This is a genomic window from Aeromonas sp. S8(2024), assembly GCF_041403085.1.
GTDB classification, from domain to species: Bacteria; Pseudomonadota; Gammaproteobacteria; order Enterobacterales; family Aeromonadaceae; genus Aeromonas; species Aeromonas dhakensis.
Window position 1 is genome coordinate 12,254 of sequence record NZ_JBGLRF010000017.1, and the last position, 16,321, is coordinate 28,574.

Annotated in this window: 15 protein-coding genes and 3 tRNA genes; 4 read left to right on the forward strand and 14 right to left on the reverse strand. The window is 58.7% G+C overall.

The genetic code is table 11. The features are described from left to right. Positions 1-45: 45 nt before the first annotated feature. From rpoB to ACB031_RS22505, 11 genes are all read right to left on the reverse strand, one after another. Entirely contained in the window at positions 46-4,074 is a 4,029-nt protein-coding gene (gene rpoB, locus ACB031_RS22455) for a DNA-directed RNA polymerase subunit beta (protein ID WP_010635847.1), read from the reverse strand. Between the two features lie 224 nt (positions 4,075-4,298). Then, entirely contained in the window at positions 4,299-4,664 is a 366-nt protein-coding gene (gene rplL, locus ACB031_RS22460) for a 50S ribosomal protein L7/L12 (protein WP_005306304.1), read from the reverse strand. Between the two features lie 51 nt (positions 4,665-4,715). After that, positions 4,716-5,216, reverse strand: a complete 501-nt coding sequence (gene rplJ / locus ACB031_RS22465) for a 50S ribosomal protein L10 (RefSeq protein WP_005306307.1) — start codon at positions 5,214-5,216, stop codon at positions 4,716-4,718. A gap of 256 nt (positions 5,217-5,472) precedes the next feature. Beyond that, positions 5,473-6,174, reverse strand: coding sequence for a 50S ribosomal protein L1 (gene rplA, locus ACB031_RS22470; RefSeq protein ID WP_005306309.1), 702 nt, complete (start codon positions 6,172-6,174; stop codon positions 5,473-5,475). A 4-nt stretch (positions 6,175-6,178) separates the two neighbouring features. Further along, positions 6,179-6,607: a 50S ribosomal protein L11 gene (rplK, locus tag ACB031_RS22475; RefSeq protein WP_005306313.1), complete on the reverse strand. Its 429-nt coding sequence runs from the start codon at positions 6,605-6,607 to the stop codon at positions 6,179-6,181. Between the two features lie 133 nt (positions 6,608-6,740). Beyond that, positions 6,741-7,292: a transcription termination/antitermination protein NusG gene (gene nusG, locus ACB031_RS22480; protein ID WP_005306318.1), complete on the reverse strand. Its 552-nt coding sequence runs from the start codon at positions 7,290-7,292 to the stop codon at positions 6,741-6,743. Positions 7,293-7,301: 9 nt separating this feature from the next. Then, positions 7,302-7,673, reverse strand: coding sequence for a preprotein translocase subunit SecE (gene secE, locus ACB031_RS22485; protein WP_005306322.1), 372 nt, complete (start codon positions 7,671-7,673; stop codon positions 7,302-7,304). 60 nt (positions 7,674-7,733) lie between these two features. Then, positions 7,734-7,810 (reverse strand) — tRNA-Trp (locus ACB031_RS22490). A gap of 53 nt (positions 7,811-7,863) precedes the next feature. After that, the gene (gene tuf, locus ACB031_RS22495) at positions 7,864-9,048 is read right to left on the reverse strand and encodes an elongation factor Tu (protein ID WP_005306325.1); all 1,185 of its coding nucleotides are present in this window, start codon (positions 9,046-9,048) and stop codon (positions 7,864-7,866) included. Positions 9,049-9,219: 171 nt separating this feature from the next. After that, positions 9,220-9,294 (reverse strand) — tRNA-Gly (locus ACB031_RS22500). A 38-nt stretch (positions 9,295-9,332) separates the two neighbouring features. Next, positions 9,333-9,417, reverse strand: a tRNA-Tyr gene (locus ACB031_RS22505). Positions 9,418-9,679: 262 nt separating this feature from the next. Between ACB031_RS22505 and coaA the strand changes: the two genes are divergently transcribed. Continuing rightward, complete coding sequence (gene coaA, locus ACB031_RS22510) at positions 9,680-10,618, forward strand: type I pantothenate kinase (RefSeq protein WP_005306328.1); 939 nt, start codon at positions 9,680-9,682, stop codon at positions 10,616-10,618. 74 nt (positions 10,619-10,692) lie between these two features. Here coaA and birA read toward each other — a convergent pair whose 3' ends face one another. Both birA and murB read right to left on the reverse strand, forming a co-directional pair. Continuing rightward, positions 10,693-11,658, reverse strand: coding sequence for a bifunctional biotin--[acetyl-CoA-carboxylase] ligase/biotin operon repressor BirA (birA, locus tag ACB031_RS22515; RefSeq protein ID WP_017785616.1), 966 nt, complete (start codon positions 11,656-11,658; stop codon positions 10,693-10,695). Further along, a complete protein-coding gene (gene murB / locus ACB031_RS22520; protein ID WP_017787118.1) occupies positions 11,655-12,692 on the reverse strand; it encodes a UDP-N-acetylmuramate dehydrogenase in 1,038 nt (345 codons plus the stop codon). Before murB ends, birA begins: the two co-directional genes overlap by 4 nt. A gap of 127 nt (positions 12,693-12,819) precedes the next feature. Here murB and ACB031_RS22525 point away from each other — a divergent pair, with 127 nt between their 5' ends. Both ACB031_RS22525 and ACB031_RS22530 read left to right on the forward strand, forming a co-directional pair. Then, a complete protein-coding gene (locus tag ACB031_RS22525; RefSeq protein ID WP_005306338.1) occupies positions 12,820-13,473 on the forward strand; it encodes a TrkA family potassium uptake protein in 654 nt (217 codons plus the stop codon). After that, complete coding sequence (locus tag ACB031_RS22530) at positions 13,470-14,825, forward strand: TrkH family potassium uptake protein (RefSeq protein ID WP_017764794.1); 1,356 nt, start codon at positions 13,470-13,472, stop codon at positions 14,823-14,825. The genes ACB031_RS22525 and ACB031_RS22530 overlap by 4 nt, the downstream gene beginning before the upstream one ends. A gap of 27 nt (positions 14,826-14,852) precedes the next feature. On the opposite strand, the gene ACB031_RS22535 is transcribed toward ACB031_RS22530, so the two are convergent. Continuing rightward, positions 14,853-15,680: an AraC family transcriptional regulator gene (locus tag ACB031_RS22535; RefSeq protein ID WP_123246563.1), complete on the reverse strand. Its 828-nt coding sequence runs from the start codon at positions 15,678-15,680 to the stop codon at positions 14,853-14,855. Between the two features lie 100 nt (positions 15,681-15,780). Between ACB031_RS22535 and ACB031_RS22540 the strand changes: the two genes are divergently transcribed. Next, positions 15,781-16,314 carry a carboxymuconolactone decarboxylase family protein gene (locus ACB031_RS22540; RefSeq protein WP_371140258.1) on the forward strand — a complete coding sequence of 178 codons (534 nt, stop codon included), beginning with the start codon at positions 15,781-15,783 and terminating at the stop codon, positions 16,312-16,314. Positions 16,315-16,321 lie beyond the last annotated feature (7 nt).

Here is a 16,321-nt window from a genome sequence, read left to right on the forward strand (position 1 = left end):
CTCTCGGGGCGCCCACGTCAATTCTCGAACAATAAGAGCGAGCTCTTACTCTTCGTCCAGCTCGATGTTGATACCCAGAGAGCGGATTTCCTTCAGCAATACGTTGAAGGATTCGGGCATGCCCGGCTCCATACGGTGGTCGCCATCCACGATGTTCTTGTACATCTTGGTACGGCCATTCACATCGTCAGACTTGACGGTCAGCATCTCCTGCAGGGTATATGCCGCACCGTAAGCCTCCAGGGCCCACACTTCCATCTCACCGAAACGCTGACCACCGAACTGCGCCTTACCACCCAGCGGCTGCTGGGTAACCAGGCTGTAGGAGCCGGTAGAACGCGCGTGCATCTTGTCGTCTACCAGGTGGTTCAGCTTCAGCATGTACATGTAACCCACGGTGACCTTACGCTCGAAGGCGTTACCGGTACGACCGTCGAACAGGGCGATCTGACCGGATTCCGGCAGGTCGGCCAGCTTCAGCAGGGCCTTGATTTCACGCTCTTTGGCGCCATCAAATACCGGAGTTGCCACCGGCAGACCCTTGCGCAGGTTACCGACCAGGGTACGTACGTCGTCGTCGGACAGCTCGGCCACGTTCACTTGCTGGGTGTCTTTCTCGCCCAGGTCATAGACCTGTTGCAGGAAGTCACGCATCTCGTGCAGCTCGCGCTGTTCCTTGACCATGCGGTCGATCTTCTCGCCAATACCCTTGGCCGCGAGGCCCAGGTGCACTTCAAGGATCTGACCGATGTTCATACGGGACGGTACGCCCAACGGGTTCAGAACGATGTCGACCGGACGGCCGTACTCGTCATGGGGCATATCCTCGACCGGACAGATCTTGGAGATAACACCCTTGTTACCGTGACGACCCGCCATCTTGTCACCTGGCTGGATGCGACGCTTGACGGCCAGATAGACCTTGACGATCTTCAGGACGCCCGGCGCCAGGTCATCGCCCTGGATGATCTTGCGACGCTTGTTCTCGAATTTCTTGTCGAACTCGGCCTTCAGCTCAACGTGCTGTTCAGCGATCTGTTCCAGCTCGATTTGCTTGGCTTCATCTTCGATGGCCAGTTCAAACCACTTGGAGCGATCGAGCTTGTTCAGACGGTCTTCGCTGTAACCGGCGGCCAGCAGCAGGTTGCGGGAGCGGCCGAAAATGCCGTCTTCCAGGATCTTGAACTCTTCGGTCAAGTCCTTCTTCGCTTCCTTCAGCTGCATCTCTTCGATTTCTTTGGCGCGCTTGTCTTTTTCCACGCCATCGCGGGTAAAGACCTGCACGTCAACCACGGTACCGTACACACCGTTCGGCACACGCAGGGAAGAGTCCTTCACGTCGGACGCCTTCTCACCGAAGATGGCGCGCAGCAGCTTCTCTTCCGGGGTCAGCTGGGTTTCACCTTTCGGGGTCACCTTGCCGACCAGAATGTCGCCGCCCTTCACTTCCGCACCCACGTAGACGATACCGGACTCGTCCAGCTTGGACAGAGCGGCTTCACCCACGTTCGGGATGTCGGCAGTGATCTCTTCCGGACCCAGCTTGGTGTCACGGGAGATACAGGCCAGTTCCTGGATGTGAATGGTGGTCAGGCGATCTTCCTGAACAACACGCTCGTTCACCAGGATCGAGTCTTCGAAGTTGTAACCGTTCCACGGCATGAACGCGACGCGCAGGTTCTGACCCAGCGCCAGTTCACCCAGATCGGTGGACGGGCCGTCAGCCAGTACGTCGCCCGCCATTACCGGCTCGCCCAACATCACGCACGGACGCTGGTTGATACAGGTGTTCTGGTTGGAACGGGTGTATTTGGTCAGGCTGTAGATGTCGATGCCGGCTTCGCCAGGCAGCAGCTCATCTTCGTTGACCTTGATAACGATACGGGAGGCATCGACGTAGTCGATCATGCCGCCACGCTTGGCCACTACGGTAACACCGGAGTCAACGGCCACTGCGCGTTCCATACCGGTACCAACCAGCGGCTTGTCGGCGCGCAGGGTCGGTACAGCCTGACGTTGCATGTTTGAACCCATCAATGCGCGGTTCGCGTCATCGTGTTCCAGGAACGGAATCAGGGCCGCTGCCACAGAGACGATCTGTTGCGGGCTCACGTCCATATACTGGATCTGGTCGGCGTTCATAAAGGTGGATTCACCTTTGTGACGGCACGGGATCAATTCATCTTTCAGACGGCCATCTTCGGTGGTCGCGGCGTTAGCCTGTGCGATCACGTACTTGCCTTCTTCAATAGCAGACAGATAGTCCACTTCGTCGGTGATCACACCGTCAATGACCTTGCGGTACGGGGTCTCGAGGAAACCGTACTCGTTGGTACGAGAGTACACGGACAAGGAGTTGATCAGACCGATGTTCGGACCTTCAGGAGTCTCGATGGGGCACAGACGACCGTAGTGGGTCGGGTGTACGTCTCGAACTTCAAAGCCGGCACGCTCACGAGTCAAACCGCCCGGGCCCAGCGCGGAGATACGGCGCTTGTGGGTTACTTCGGACAGCGGGTTGTTCTGGTCCATGAACTGGGACAGCTGGCTGGAACCAAAGAACTCTTTGACTGCGGCGGAGATCGGCTTGGCGTTGATCAGATCCTGCGGCATCAGGGTGTCTAGGTCGCCCAAGGAGAGACGCTCCTTGACCGCACGCTCGACACGCACCAGACCTACACGGAACTGGTTCTCGGCCATTTCACCGACAGAACGGATACGACGGTTACCCAGGTGGTCGATATCGTCCACTTCGTCGTTACCGTTACGGATGTCGATCAGGCGCTTCATCACATCGACGATGTCGTCTTTGGTCAGGGTGCCCACGCCGGTCTCGTCTTCACGAGCCAGACGGCGGTTGAACTTCATCCGACCTACGGTAGACAGGTCGTAACGCTCGGAAGAGAAGAACAGGTTCTCGAACAGCTGCTCTGCGGCTTCGCGAGTCGGCGGCTCACCCGGACGCATCATGCGATAGATCTCGACCAGGGCTTCCAGGCGGCTGGAGCTGGAGTCGATACGCAGGGTCTCGGACATGTATGCACCGTGGTCCAGTTCGTTGGTGAACAGAACCTCGAAGTGCTTGAAGCCGGCTTGGGAGAGGTTGGCTACCGCTTCCAGGCTCAGCGCCTGGTTGGCAGTCACTACCATCTCGCCAGTTTGCGGATGTGCGTAGTCCTTGGCAGCAACTTTGCCAACAACATACTCAACCGGCACCTCAATCTGGGTAACGGAATCTTTTTCCAACTGACGGATGTGACGCGCAGTCACTCGACGACCGGTCTCAACCACCACGGCGCCATTGGCCACGATGTCAAAGGTCGCAGTTTCACCACGCAGGCGCTCCGGCACCAGATCCATCATCAGCTTGCCATCTTTGACTTCGAAACCGATGGTCTCGAAGAAGGTGGCCAGAATCTGTTCGGAACTGAAATCCAAGGCACGCAGAATAATGGATGCCGGCAGTTTGCGACGACGGTCGATACGGACAAACAGGTTGTCTTTCGCATCGAACTCGAAGTCCAGCCAGGAGCCACGGTAGGGAATAACGCGAGCGTTATACAACACCTTACCGGATGAATGTGTTTTGCCTTTATCGTGGTCGAAGAAGACGCCCGGGCTGCGGTGCAGCTGGGAGACGATTACCCGCTCGGTACCATTGATGACAAAGGTGCCGTTCTCGGTCATGAGCGGAATTTCGCCCATGTATACTTCTTGTTCCTTGATGTCTTTGACGGTGCCGGCAGCTGCTTCACGGTCGTACAGAACCATACGAAGCTTGACACGCAGCGGCGCGGAGTAGGTCACTCCACGGATCTGGCATTCTTTTACGTCAAATACCGGCTCACCCAGGCGATAGCTGACATACTGAAGCTCAGCACTACCGGAGTAACTGGTGATCGGGAAAACGCTACGGAAAGCGGCCTCTAGGCCATATTCACCTTCCGGGTCAGCCTCGATGAACTGCTTGAAGGAGTCCAGCTGAATGGACAACAGATAAGGCGTGTCCAGTACCTGGTCTCGCTTACCGAAGTCCTTACGAATGCGTTTTTTTTCGGTATAAGAGTAAACCATAGGGTTCCTCAGCTCGCTGATAAGTGACCCACTCTGTCCCACGGGACAGCTCTGTCTCAACACCGTTTTGTGTTGGCCCGGACGAAAGAAAACAGTCCGGATTGCTGGTGCACCGAGAGTCGTAAACGGTGTGAAATGCTCTCAGTCTACAGCGCAAAAAGGCTGGTGAACAAAAATTCACCAGCCCTAGCCTGTTTTATCAGGCTAATCTACATAAATGCAGATTATTTGATCTCAACAGAAGCACCGGCAGCTTCCAGCTCTTTCTTCAGAGCTTCAGCTTCGTCCTTGGACACGCCTTCCTTCAGGTTAGCCGGGGCAGCTTCTACCAGATCTTTGGCTTCTTTCAGGCCCAGACCGGTAGCGCCACGAACGGCTTTGATAACGGCAACTTTGTTGGCGCCAGCAGCAGTCAGAACTACGTCGAACTCGGTCTTCTCTTCTACTGCTTCAGCAGCAGCCGGGCCGGCCATTACGGCAGCAGCGGCAGAAACACCGAACTTCTCTTCCATAGCTTCGATCAGCTCAACAACTTCCATTACGGACATGGAAGCAACGGCTTCGATGATTTGGTCTTTAGTGATAGACATGACAAAAATTCCTGATGTTGAATAAACTCAAACAGCCTAGATAGGCGAGAATCAAGCAGCAGCTTGTTTCTGGTCGCGAACAGCAGCGATAGTACGAACCAGCTTGCCAGCAGAGGCTTCCTTCATGGTAGCCATCAGCTTCGCAATTGCTTCTTCGTAAGTCGGCAGCGTGGCCAGACGATCAATTTGTGCTGCGGCGATAAACTCACCGTTAAAAGCGCCAGCCTTGATTTCGAACTTTTGGTTCGCTTTAGCAAACTCTTTGAACAGACGAGCGGCAGCGCCCGGGTGTTCGTTAGAGAAAGCAATCAAGGTAGGACCGGTAAATGCGTCGTTCAGGCACTCGTATTCGGTACCTTCTACCGCGCGACGCAGCAGGGTGTTACGCACAACGCGCATGTACACACCAGCTTCACGAGCGGTTTTACGCAGGACGGTCATCTTGTCTACAGTCACGCCGCGAGAATCGGCAATCACTGCAGAAAGAGCGCCTTTGGCAGCTTCGTTGACTTCAGCAACAATTGCCTTTTTGTCTTCGAGTCCCAATGCCATTGGCTTAACTCCTGGATTGAATCCGGGTCAATTGACCCAGTACTGACACATCCCCCCTACCTTTACAACAGAGGGGAACGATGCGGTAGCAGGATTCCAGAAGAGAAAGAATCTTTCTCGCTGGGTTTCCGGCACCGTCTACGCAGGAAGTATTAAGGCCTAGCGGCCTCCTGCGGTCTTGGACGGAGGTCGAAGCCCCCAACCAATCAAGGCGCAAAATTATAGATTAAATTTTGCGCCTTGTAAAATCCATCAATTAGGCCTGAGCTTCCAGAGTAGCTTGGTCTACGGCAACACCGGCACCCATAGTGGTGGAGATGCTTACCTTCTTGATGTACTGACCCTTGGCGGAGGACGGCTTGGCCTTTTTCAAGGCAACCAGCAGAGCTTCCAAGTTCTCTTTCAACTGAACTTCGTTGAAGGAAACTTTGCCCAGGGTAGTGTGAATGATACCGTTCTTGTCGTTACGGTAACGAACCTGACCAGCCTTGGCGTTCTTGACGGCTTCGGCTACGTTCGGGGTTACAGTACCAACTTTCGGGTTCGGCATCAGGCCGCGCGGGCCCAGGATTTGACCCAGTTGACCAACAACGCGCATGGCATCCGGGGATGCGATCACGACGTCGAAGTTCATCTCGCCTTTCTTGACCAGATCGGCCAGGTCATCCATGCCAACCAGCTCAGCACCGGCAGCTTTGGCAGCTTCGGCGTTGGCACCTTGGGTGAACACGGCTACGCGTACATCACGACCGGTACCGTGCGGCAGTACAGTAGCACCACGTACGTTCTGGTCAGATTTACGAGCATCGATACCCAGGTTAACGGCAACGTCAACGCTTTCAACGAACTTGGCGGTAGCCAGTTCTTTCAGCAGGGCAATGGCTTCGTTGATGGAGTACTCTTTGGTACCGTCAACTTTTTCGCGAATAACGCGCATACGCTTGGACAGTTTAGCCATTGTCTTACTCCTCCACTACCAGGCCCATGGAACGAGCGGAGCCGGCGATGCAACGTACTTTTGCATCCAGATCGGCACCGGTCATATCCGGCTCTTTGGTCTTGGCGATTTCTTGCAGCTGGGCAACAGTCACCTTACCAACCTTGTCTTTGTTCGGCTTGGCGGAACCAGACTGGATACCAGCAGCTTTCTTCAGCAGGAAGGAAGCGGGCGGAGTCTTGGTTTCGAAGGTGAAGGAACGATCGCTGTAAACGGTGATCACGACCGGAGTCGGAGAACCTTTTTCCAGCTTCTCTGTACGAGCGTTGAACGCTTTACAGAATTCCATGATGTTAACACCGTGCTGACCCAGAGCAGGACCAACGGGAGGGCTGGGGTTAGCACTGCCAGCCTTAACTTGCAGCTTGATATAAGCTGTGACTTTCTTAGCCATTACAAAAATACCTCAGAAATGGGTTCTAACGCCTCGGAGACATGCTCCTGCAAACGGCTCCCCAACTAATAAAGGGGCAGCGAATTATAATGACATTCGCTGCCCCTGACAACCGTTAACGAACAGAGTTTAATCAGCCTTTTTCGACCTGACCAAAATCCAGCTCTACCGGAGTAGAACGGCCGAAGATCAGCACGGAGACCTTCACGCGGCTCTTTTCGTAGTCCACCTCTTCAACGGTACCGTTGAAATCGGCGAACGGACCATCGGCAACCCGCACCATCTCACCCGGTTCAAACAGGGTTTTCGGACGCGGCTTGTCGTGGGCATCTTGCAGACGATTGAGGATGGCATCCGCTTCCTTATCGGAGATAGGAGCAGGACGATCAGAGGTGCCACCGATGAAGCCCATGACGCGCGGTACGTTGCGTACCAGGTGCCATGTGGTTTCATCCATGATCATCTGAACCAGGACGTAGCCCGGGAAAAACTTGCGCTCACTCTTGCGCTTCTGGCCAGCACGCATCTCGACCACTTCTTCGGTCGGGACCAGTACTTCACCGAACATGTCTTCCATGCCATGCATCTTGATATGTTCACGCAGGGATTTGGCGACACGGCCTTCATAGCCGGAAAACGCCTGCACGACATACCATCTCATACGCTGTTCACGTTGTTCAGTCATGGCTTATCCTTACACACCGGTAATCAGGTTGACCAACCAGACCAGGGCACCGTCCAGTACGAACAGCAGCAGCCCCATCACGGCAGTCACCGCCAGCACAATCAGGGTTGTCTGAATGGCTTCCTGACGGGTCGGCCATACGACCTTGCGTACTTCCAGGCGAGACTCACGGGCAAATGCCAGTGTTGCCTTTCCCTTGGTGGTTTGCAGGGCTACTGCACCGGCAGCAGCAATGACAACGACCACACCCAGGGCGCGGACGGCAGCGACAACATCGTTGAGCAGGTAATTACCCACTACAGCGGCCGCCAGGATAATGAAAACCAGGCCCCAAAGCAGGGTATCCTTGCTTCCGCCCTGGCTCTCAGAACTAACACTCATACAACCCACCTGTATCTGACGTAACCAAAGACACAAAAGCCCCGTACGAGACGAGGTATATGGCAGGGGCGGCAGGACTCGAACCCGCAACCATCGGTTTTGGAGACCGCTGTTCTACCAATTCGAACTACGCCCCTGCATAAGAAAGCCCCTATTATAGGGGCTTTGCTTTATTTATGTAAGCCAAAGATTAAGCGATAACTTTAGCTACAACACCAGCACCTACGGTACGGCCACCTTCACGGATGGCGAAACGCAGGCCGTCGTCCATCGCGATCGGCGCAATCAGGGTAACAACCATCTTGATGTTGTCGCCCGGCATTACCATCTCTACGCCTTCCGGCAGTTCGATGGTACCGGTCACGTCGGTAGTACGGAAGTAGAACTGCGGACGGTAGCCTTTGAAGAACGGGGTGTGACGACCACCTTCTTCTTTGGACAGTACGTACACTTCAGATTCGAACTTGGTGTGCGGCTTGATGGTGCCCGGCTTGGCCAGTACCTGACCACGCTCTACGTCTTCACGCTTCACGCCACGCAGCAGCGCGCCAACGTTCTCACCTGCACGACCTTCGTCCAGCAGTTTGCGGAACATTTCAACGCCGGTACAGGTGGTCTTGGTGGTATCTTTGATACCAACGATTTCCACTTCTTCACCAACTTTAACGATACCGCGCTCTACACGACCGGTTACTACGGTACCACGGCCTGCGATGGAGAATACGTCTTCGATCGGCATCAGGAACGGCTGGTCAATTGCGCGCTCCGGCTCCGGAATGTAGGTGTCCAGGTGGCCAGCCAGTTCCAGGATCTTCTCTTCCCACTGAGCTTCGCCTTCCAGCGCTTTCAGTGCGGAACCACGTACTACCGGCAGGTCATCACCCGGGAAGTCGTACTCGGACAGCAGTTCGCGAACTTCCATCTCGACCAGTTCCAGCAGCTCTTCGTCATCTACCATGTCGCACTTGTTCATGAACACGATGATGTACGGAACGCCTACCTGACGACCCAGCAGGATGTGCTCACGAGTCTGCGGCATCGGGCCGTCAGTCGCTGCTACTACCAGGATCGCGCCGTCCATCTGGGCAGCACCGGTGATCATGTTTTTAACGTAGTCGGCGTGACCCGGGCAGTCTACGTGGGCGTAGTGACGGGTAGCGGTGTCGTATTCTACGTGGGAGGTGTTGATGGTGATACCACGCTCACGCTCTTCCGGTGCCTTGTCGATCTGGTCGAAGGCGAAAGCTTTACCACCGAAGTGCTTGGCCAGCACGTTGGTGATGGCGGCGGTCAGGGTGGTTTTACCGTGGTCAACGTGGCCGATGGTACCCACGTTAACGTGCGGTTTATTACGCTCAAATTTTTCTTTAGACATGATCGTCCCTCTAAACTAACGCTGAGTACGCGGTGGCAAGCTAACCACAGAACAGTTTATATGATGGATTTGAATCTGGTGGGGATAGAGAGGGTGGTGCTGACAGGCTGGTTCGATTGCCGAACTCACCCTAGGGTGTGACTCTGCTATCGCCTGAGCCAATCAGCATCTTGGAGCGGGCAGCGGGAATCGAACCCGCATCATCAGCTTGGAAGGCTGAGGTAATAGCCATTATACGATGCCCGCATTTCTCTAACCCAAAGAACTCAAACCGCAGAGAAATATGGTGGAGGGAGAAGGATTCGAACCTTCGAAGGCAGAGCCGTCAGATTTACAGTCTGATCCCTTTGGCCGCTCGGGAACCCCTCCGTTACGTCAATGTCACAACGGTAATTCTGCTTGCACCCGTTGATTTATCGCTTTTGCTGGGCAAATAGACGACAGACATCTAAGCGTCGCGCATTTTATGGTAAGGATTTTGGGGATGCAACCATTGCGCCTTGCAAAATGTGCATTATTGCCAGGAACCAGGCAAAAAAGGACTCACTCTCCGCTCGAAACCGTCGCTTCTCTTGTCGCTCCCGCCCCCCTTGGTGTATGGTCGCCCTGCCCAAGAAACAGTGACGACACCATGACGACAGAGCATAACCCCTATCTGCAATTCACCCGCGAACAATGGGCGTTATTGCGCGACTCGGTCCCTTTGACCCTGACCGAGCACGATCTGCAGACCCTGCGCGGGATCAACGAGAAGGTGTCATTGCAGGAGGTGGAAGAGATCTATCTGCCCCTCTCCCGTCTGCTCAATCTCTACGTCAAGGCCAAGCAGCGCCGCAGCCGGGTGCTGGAACAGTTCCTCGGTCAGTCTCGCGGCAAGGGCACCTACATCATCAGCATCGCCGGCAGTGTGGCAGGCGGCAAGAGCACCACGGCGCGCATCATGCAGGCGCTGCTGGAGCGCTGGCCGGAGCACCCTCGGGTGGAGCTGGTCACCACCGACGGCTTTCTCTACCCCAACAAGGTGCTGGAAGAGCGCGGCCTGATGCGCCGCAAGGGGTTCCCGGAGTCCTACGACATCCGTCATCTGGTGGAGTTTGTCGCCAATATCCGCGCCGGCCACGAGAAGGTCGAGGCCCCCGTCTACTCCCACCTCATCTACGACATCATTCCGGATGAGAAGAAGGTGGTGGAGCAGCCGGATATCCTGATCCTGGAAGGGCTCAATGTGCTGCAAAGCGGCATGGACTACCCGCAGGATCCGCACCGCGTGTTCGTGTCGGACTTCGTCGACTTCTCCATCTATGTGGATGCCGACGCCGAACTGCTGCGCACCTGGTATATCGAGCGTTTCCTCAAGTTTCGCAGCGGCGCCTTCTCGGATCCGGACTCCTACTTCCACCACTACGCCAAGCTGGCCGAAAGCGAGGCGACCAAGATCGCCAGCAACATCTGGCAAGATATCAACTATCTGAATTTGAAAGAGAACATCCTGCCTACCCGGGAGCGGGCCAACCTGATCCTGACCAAGGGCAACGAGCACGCCATCGAGCAAATCAAGCTGCGCAAGTAACGGCGGCAGCTCACGCATCAATGAAGAGGGGGCCCGCAGGCCCCCTCTTCATTGGGTGACGGTCAGCGCCGCCATCAGTCGCCCCGGCGCAGGGAGATCTCCCCGCCCAGATAGAACTTGATCCCCTCCTCCGTCTCCAGCCGCAGCGCACCGCGATCATCGATGCCACGCGCCACGCCGCGGATCTCCTGCTCGCCCATCAGCAGTCGTACCGGCCGGCCGGCGAAGTGGTCGAGCCGGTTCCAGTCCGCCACGAAGCTGGCGAGCCCCTCCTGTTCGAAGGTGAGCATGGCCTGCTGCAGGTGATCGATCACCCGGCCGGCCAGCAGATTGCGGTCCACCAGTTCCGGCTGGATGTGGCGCAATTCGGACCAGGCCTGATCGATCCGCTCCGCCTCCCGGCTCGGCATCGCCAGGTTGAGGCCGACCCCGATCACCAGGTGGCAGCTGGCGCCGGCGCTACCGCTCATCTCCACCAGGATCCCCGCCAGCTTGCGGCCCTGATAGTAGAGATCGTTGGGCCACTTGAGCTCAACTCCCGGGTAACCGAGGGACTCCAGTGCCTGCACCACGGCCACCCCGACCGCCAGACTCAGCCCCATGGCCGCCGCCATGCCCTGCTCCAGCCGCCAGTACATGCTCAAGATCAGCTGGCAGCCGAAGGGGGAAACCCAGGGCTTGCCGCGCCGGCCGCGCCCGGCGGTCTGGCACTCGGCCAGGCAGCTCTCGCCCGACTGCAGCTGGTTGACCCGCTCCAGCAGGTACTGGTTGGTGGAGTCGATGACCGGGAAGCAGTGCACCGGTGCCATGGGCGCCAGCGCCTGCAGCTGCTCTTCGTCATAGAGCGCCATCGGCACCGCCAGCCGGTACCCCTTGCCGGTCAGGCTGAAGAGATCCAGTCCCAGCTCCTTGAGCGCCGCCATGTGCTTGCTGACCGCCGCCCGACTGATGCCGAGCTGCTCGCCAAGCTGCTCACCGGAGTGGAATTGCCCGTCGCTGAGCAGAGAGATCAGGGTTTGCCGGATGGGAGTCAGGGTCATGCCAGTACCTCGTCGAGCCAAGTTTCACCACGGCGGCCCATGAAGCGCACCTCGTGCTCCAGCACCACCCCGAATTTCTGCTCCACGCTGTCGCGTACGTGAGCCGCCAGCGCGATCAGCTCCATGGCGCTGGCGCCGCCCAGATTGACCAGCACCAGCGCCTGCTCCTGATGGACGGCGGCACGGCCGATGGCAAAACCCTTGAGGCCGCACTGGTCGATGAGCCAGCCCGCGGCCAGCTTGGCCAGCCCTTCACCCGCCGGATAGAACGGCATCTGGGGATATTTCAGCTTGAGCGACGCCGCCAGCGCGGCAGGCACCACCGGATTCTTGAAGAAGCTGCCCGCGTTGCCGAGCACGGCCGGATCCGGCAGCTTGGCCATGCGGGTGGCGCAGACGGTGTCGAAGATGGCCTGTGCCGAGGGCTGTTCGCCCAGTGCGGCCAGCGGACCATAGCCTTGGCTTGGCTGCCAGGCCTTGGCCAGTCGCAGACCGACCGCAGTGATGAAGTGGCTGTCCTGATACTCGTGCTTGAAGATGCTGTCGCGATAACCGAAGCGGCAGTCGGCCGCGGCGATGCGCTCTATCTCGCCGCTCTGCCAGTTGAACGCCTCGACGTAGGCACAGACGCTGGCCAGTTCGACCCCGTAGGCGCCGATGTTCTGCACCGGTGCCGCCCCGACCGTGCCGGGGATGAGCGCCAGGTTTTCGAGACCGTACCAGCCCTGCTGCAGGGTGTGGCACACCAGCTCGTGCCAGTTCTCGCCGGCGGCCACGTGCAGCAGCCAGTAATCTCCCTCATCGTGCAGCGCTATCCCCTTGAGCCGGTTGAGCACCACCACCCCGGCGAAGTCATCGCAAAACAGCACGTTGCTGCCACCGCCCAGCACCAGCCGCGGCAAGCCGGCCAGCTCGGCGTTGGCAACCAGCTGCGGCAGGTCGTCGGTTTGCTCCACTTCGGCCAGCCAGTGGCAGTGGGCATCGAGGGCGAGGGTGTTGAGCGTCAACAGGGAGGCGTGCGGGGTGAGTTTCATCTGCGTGTTCCGACAATGGCAAGCGGGCAGTCTACCTTATATTGCCGCCGGACGAAAAATCCCGCCCTCTTTTCGGACTCATATAGCTGGAGTAGAGTATCCCGCTCCGACTCTTGAGGAAGTACTCATGAACAACCAATTTGCCGTCATCGGCCTGGGGCTGTTTGGCAGCGCGCTGTGTGAAGAGCTGCAGCGCCAGGATGCCGAGGTGCTGGCGATTGACATCGACGAGAGCAAGACCCGCCAGATCGCCACCCTCTGCAACCACGTCATCGTGGCCGACGCCACCGACGAGGCCACCGTCGCCGAGCTGGGCCTGGCCGACTTCGACATCGTCTTCGTCGCCATCGGTGACAACCTCGAGACCAGCATACTCACCACCCTCGTCCTCAAGGAGGCGGGGGTGAAGAAGGTCTGGGTCAAGGCGCGCGACAAGTTCCACGCCAAGATCCTGCAAAAGGTGGGTGCCGACAAGGTGATCAATCCGGAGTGGGACATGGGTCGTCGGGTCGCCCAGAGCATGCTGGATAACCGGCTGTTCGACTATCTGGAGCTGGGTCACGACATGGTGCTGACCGAGTTCGTCATCGGCCTGCAGTTGAACGGTCGGGCCCTCAGCGACTTCCATCTGCTGCAGCAGAGCGAATTCCAGCTGCTCGCCATCAAGCGTGGCGAAACCCTGCACAACGTGCTGACCGGCAAGATGGAGCTGCAGCTGGGTGACATCCTGATCCTGGCCGGCAACAAGCACGCCATCGACCACTGGCTGGAAACCCTATGACCCGCTGGCGCAGCAGCTACGCCTTTGCCCTGCAGCGGGAAGATGAGTCCCGCTGGAGTGAAGCCAAGCTGATCCTCGGCAGTTTTCTGGTCATCCTGCTGATCGGCACCCTGTTTCTGGTGCAGCCTTCCAGCCACAACGGCCAGGTGAGCTTCATCAATGCCCTGTTCACCGCCACCTCGGCCATCAGCGTGACCGGGCTCGGGGTGGTGGACACCGGTACCGCCTTCACCCTGCAGGGGCAGATCTTCCTGCTGATGCTGATGGAGATTGGCGGCCTGGGCCAGATGACCATGACCCTGCTGCTCATCGCCATGTTCAGCAAACGGGTCGGCCTGCGCCAGCAGGTGCTGGCCAAGGAGGCACTGGGCCAGGAGGGCTCGGTCAACATCATCCAGCTGGTGAAGCGCATCGTGCTGTTCGCCTTCATCGCCCAGCTCATCGGCACCGCTCTGATGGCCATCCGCTGGGTGCCCGAGATGGGGTGGGAGCGCGGCCTCTACGTCAGCTTCTTCCACGCGGTATCGGCCTTCAACAACGCCGGCTTCTCGCTGTTTGCCAACAATCTCATGGACTACAGAGACGACCCAGTCATCAGCCTGACCATCGCCGGCCTGCTGATCCTCGGCGGGATCGGCTTTACCGTCATCGTCGATCTGGTGCGCAACCGCCGCTGGCGCAAGCTCAAGCTGCACAGCAAGCTGATGCTGATCATGACCCCGGGCCTGCTGCTGCTGGGAACCCTGATGTTCTGGCTGCTGGAACACAACAACCCGGGCACCCTCGGCAAGGTCTCCTTCGGTGGCCAGTGGCTGGCGGCCTTCTTCCAGTCTGCCAGCGCCCGTACCGCGGGTTTCAACACCATCGACATCGGCCTGATGACCCCGGCCGCCCTGTTGTTCCTGATGATGCTGATGTTCATCGGGGCGGGTGCCACCTCCACCGGTGGCGGTATCAAGGTGACCACCTTCGCGGTGGTGCTGCTGGCGACCAAGGCGTTTCTGACCAAGCGCCCCCACGTCACCGCCTTTGGCCGCACCCTCTCGTCCCAGATAGTGACCCGATCGCTGGCCATCATCATGGTCAGCACCATGGTGCTGATGCTGGCCATGTTCCTGCTGATGCTCACCGAGCAGCAGCCCTTCGACAAGATCATGTTCGAGACCATCTCGGCGTTTGCCACCGTGGGGCTCTCCACTGGCATCACCGCTACCCTGAGCGAGCCTGGCAAGCTCATCCTGGTGCTGGTGATGATCTGTGGCCGTCTCGGCCCGCTGACTCTGGCCTTCATGCTGGCTCGCCCGGTCGAAACCCGCATCAAGTACCCGGAAGAGACCGTCTACACCGGCTGATGACACCGGGGCCCGTCGCGGCCCCGGTCACTCGCGCTGCCGCGCCTTGAGCCAGCGCCCCGGGCTCATGCCAAACTCCCGCTCGAACGCCCGCCCGAAGGCGGTGCCCCCGCTGTACCCCGCCCCCAGCGCCACCTGGGTAATGGACTCCCCCGCTAGCAGCTGCTGACTGGCCAGCACCATCCGCCAGCGCGTCAGATAGTCCAGCGGCGTCTGCCCGGTCAGCGACTGAAAATGAGCGGCGAAGCGGGCGCGTGACATGCCCGCCTCCCGCGCCAGGGTCGCCACCGTCCAGGGCTCGTCCCCGCGCTGATGCATGACCGCGATGGCCCGAGCCAGTCGCGGGTCGGAGAGGCCGGCCAACATCCCCTGCCGGCAGAGCCCCTGTTCCACCAGATGACGCAGCAAGAGGATCAGCAGCACCTCCAGCAGACGGGAGAGGATCGGCGGCTGACCGTAACGCTCGGCGAAGGCCTCCTCGAACAGCAGGGTCAGTACCGGCGCAATGGCCGGGATCGTCTGCAGCGGCAGCACCAAGGTATCCGGCAACGCCAGCTGCAGTGGTGAGTCTCCTGCCGGCCCGAACGACACGCTGGCACACACCAGGTCGCAGCCCGCCAGCTGGCGGGGTTCGAGCCTGTGAGCCTGCCCCCTGGCGTAGAGGATCAGGGTCGGCTCGGTCAGCAACAGGGGTTCACCCCCCTCTTCGCGCAGCAGCAGTTCGCCACGGCGCAACAAGTGCAGATGGCCGCCGGCGGGATAGTCGCTGCTGTGAGAGTGCTGACACAGGTTGCCGGCGAAAAAGAGGCTGGCTTGGGGAGCGGCATGGGCCAGCAATATCGAGAGTGGATCCATATTTGAGACGCCTGGTAGTCAATGATGGACTCTGGGTGATAAACCGTACCATTAAAACCGGCATAGTGTCTCCCGTACCCAACCCAAACAGGAGCACATCATGAGTCGCATTCACGCCGTCGTGCAGCCCAAACCGGCAGCCGCCCCCACCTTCGCCGCTCTTAAAAGCAGCCTGGGCATGGTCCCCAACCTCTACGCAACCCTGGCCCACTCACCGGCCCTGCTCAACGGTCTGCTCGGCTTTGCCGATGCGCTGGGCAAGGGGCGGCTCAGCGCCCGCCAGCGGGAGCTGCTGGCACTGGCCATCGGTCAGGCCAACGCCTGCCAGTACTGCCTGTCGGCCCACACTCTGCTGGCTGGCCGGGCCGGTTTCGATGACGACGCCATCCGGGCTGCCCGTCTCGCCCAGGCGGCGGATCCGCTCGATCACGCCCTGTTGCAGCTGGCGGTCGCCCTGGTCACCCAGCGCGGTGTCATCAATGATGCGCAACTGGCCGCCGCCCGGGCGGCGGGCGTGGATGATGAGCTGATGATGGAGGTGCTGGGGCAGGTGGTCATCAATACCCTGACCAACTACGGCAATCATCTGGCAGAAACCGACATCGACTTTCCGCCCGTCACGCTCACCCCATGACAGAGGA

What these genes read in the sequence shown, in the direction of transcription:
- rpoB (WP_010635847.1), bottom strand. Translation starts at nt 4,074, where the DNA reads ATGGTTTACTCTTATACCGAAAAAAAACGCATTCGTAAGGACTTCGGT.
- rplL (WP_005306304.1), bottom strand. Translation starts at nt 4,664, where the DNA reads ATGTCTATCACTAAAGACCAAATCATCGAAGCCGTTGCTTCCATGTCC.
- rplJ (WP_005306307.1), bottom strand. Translation starts at nt 5,216, where the DNA reads ATGGCATTGGGACTCGAAGACAAAAAGGCAATTGTTGCTGAAGTCAAC.
- rplA (WP_005306309.1), bottom strand. Translation starts at nt 6,174, where the DNA reads ATGGCTAAACTGTCCAAGCGTATGCGCGTTATTCGCGAAAAAGTTGAC.
- rplK (WP_005306313.1), bottom strand. Translation starts at nt 6,607, where the DNA reads ATGGCTAAGAAAGTCACAGCTTATATCAAGCTGCAAGTTAAGGCTGGC.
- nusG (WP_005306318.1), bottom strand. Translation starts at nt 7,292, where the DNA reads ATGACTGAACAACGTGAACAGCGTATGAGATGGTATGTCGTGCAGGCG.
- secE (WP_005306322.1), bottom strand. Translation starts at nt 7,673, where the DNA reads ATGAGTGTTAGTTCTGAGAGCCAGGGCGGAAGCAAGGATACCCTGCTT.
- tuf (WP_005306325.1), bottom strand. Translation starts at nt 9,048, where the DNA reads ATGTCTAAAGAAAAATTTGAGCGTAATAAACCGCACGTTAACGTGGGT.
- coaA (WP_005306328.1), top strand. Translation starts at nt 9,680, where the DNA reads ATGACGACAGAGCATAACCCCTATCTGCAATTCACCCGCGAACAATGG.
- birA (WP_017785616.1), bottom strand. Translation starts at nt 11,658, where the DNA reads ATGACCCTGACTCCCATCCGGCAAACCCTGATCTCTCTGCTCAGCGAC.
- murB (WP_017787118.1), bottom strand. Translation starts at nt 12,692, where the DNA reads ATGAAACTCACCCCGCACGCCTCCCTGTTGACGCTCAACACCCTCGCC.
- ACB031_RS22525 (WP_005306338.1), top strand. Translation starts at nt 12,820, where the DNA reads ATGAACAACCAATTTGCCGTCATCGGCCTGGGGCTGTTTGGCAGCGCG.
- ACB031_RS22530 (WP_017764794.1), top strand. Translation starts at nt 13,470, where the DNA reads ATGACCCGCTGGCGCAGCAGCTACGCCTTTGCCCTGCAGCGGGAAGAT.
- ACB031_RS22535 (WP_123246563.1), bottom strand. Translation starts at nt 15,680, where the DNA reads ATGGATCCACTCTCGATATTGCTGGCCCATGCCGCTCCCCAAGCCAGC.
- ACB031_RS22540 (WP_371140258.1), top strand. Translation starts at nt 15,781, where the DNA reads ATGAGTCGCATTCACGCCGTCGTGCAGCCCAAACCGGCAGCCGCCCCC.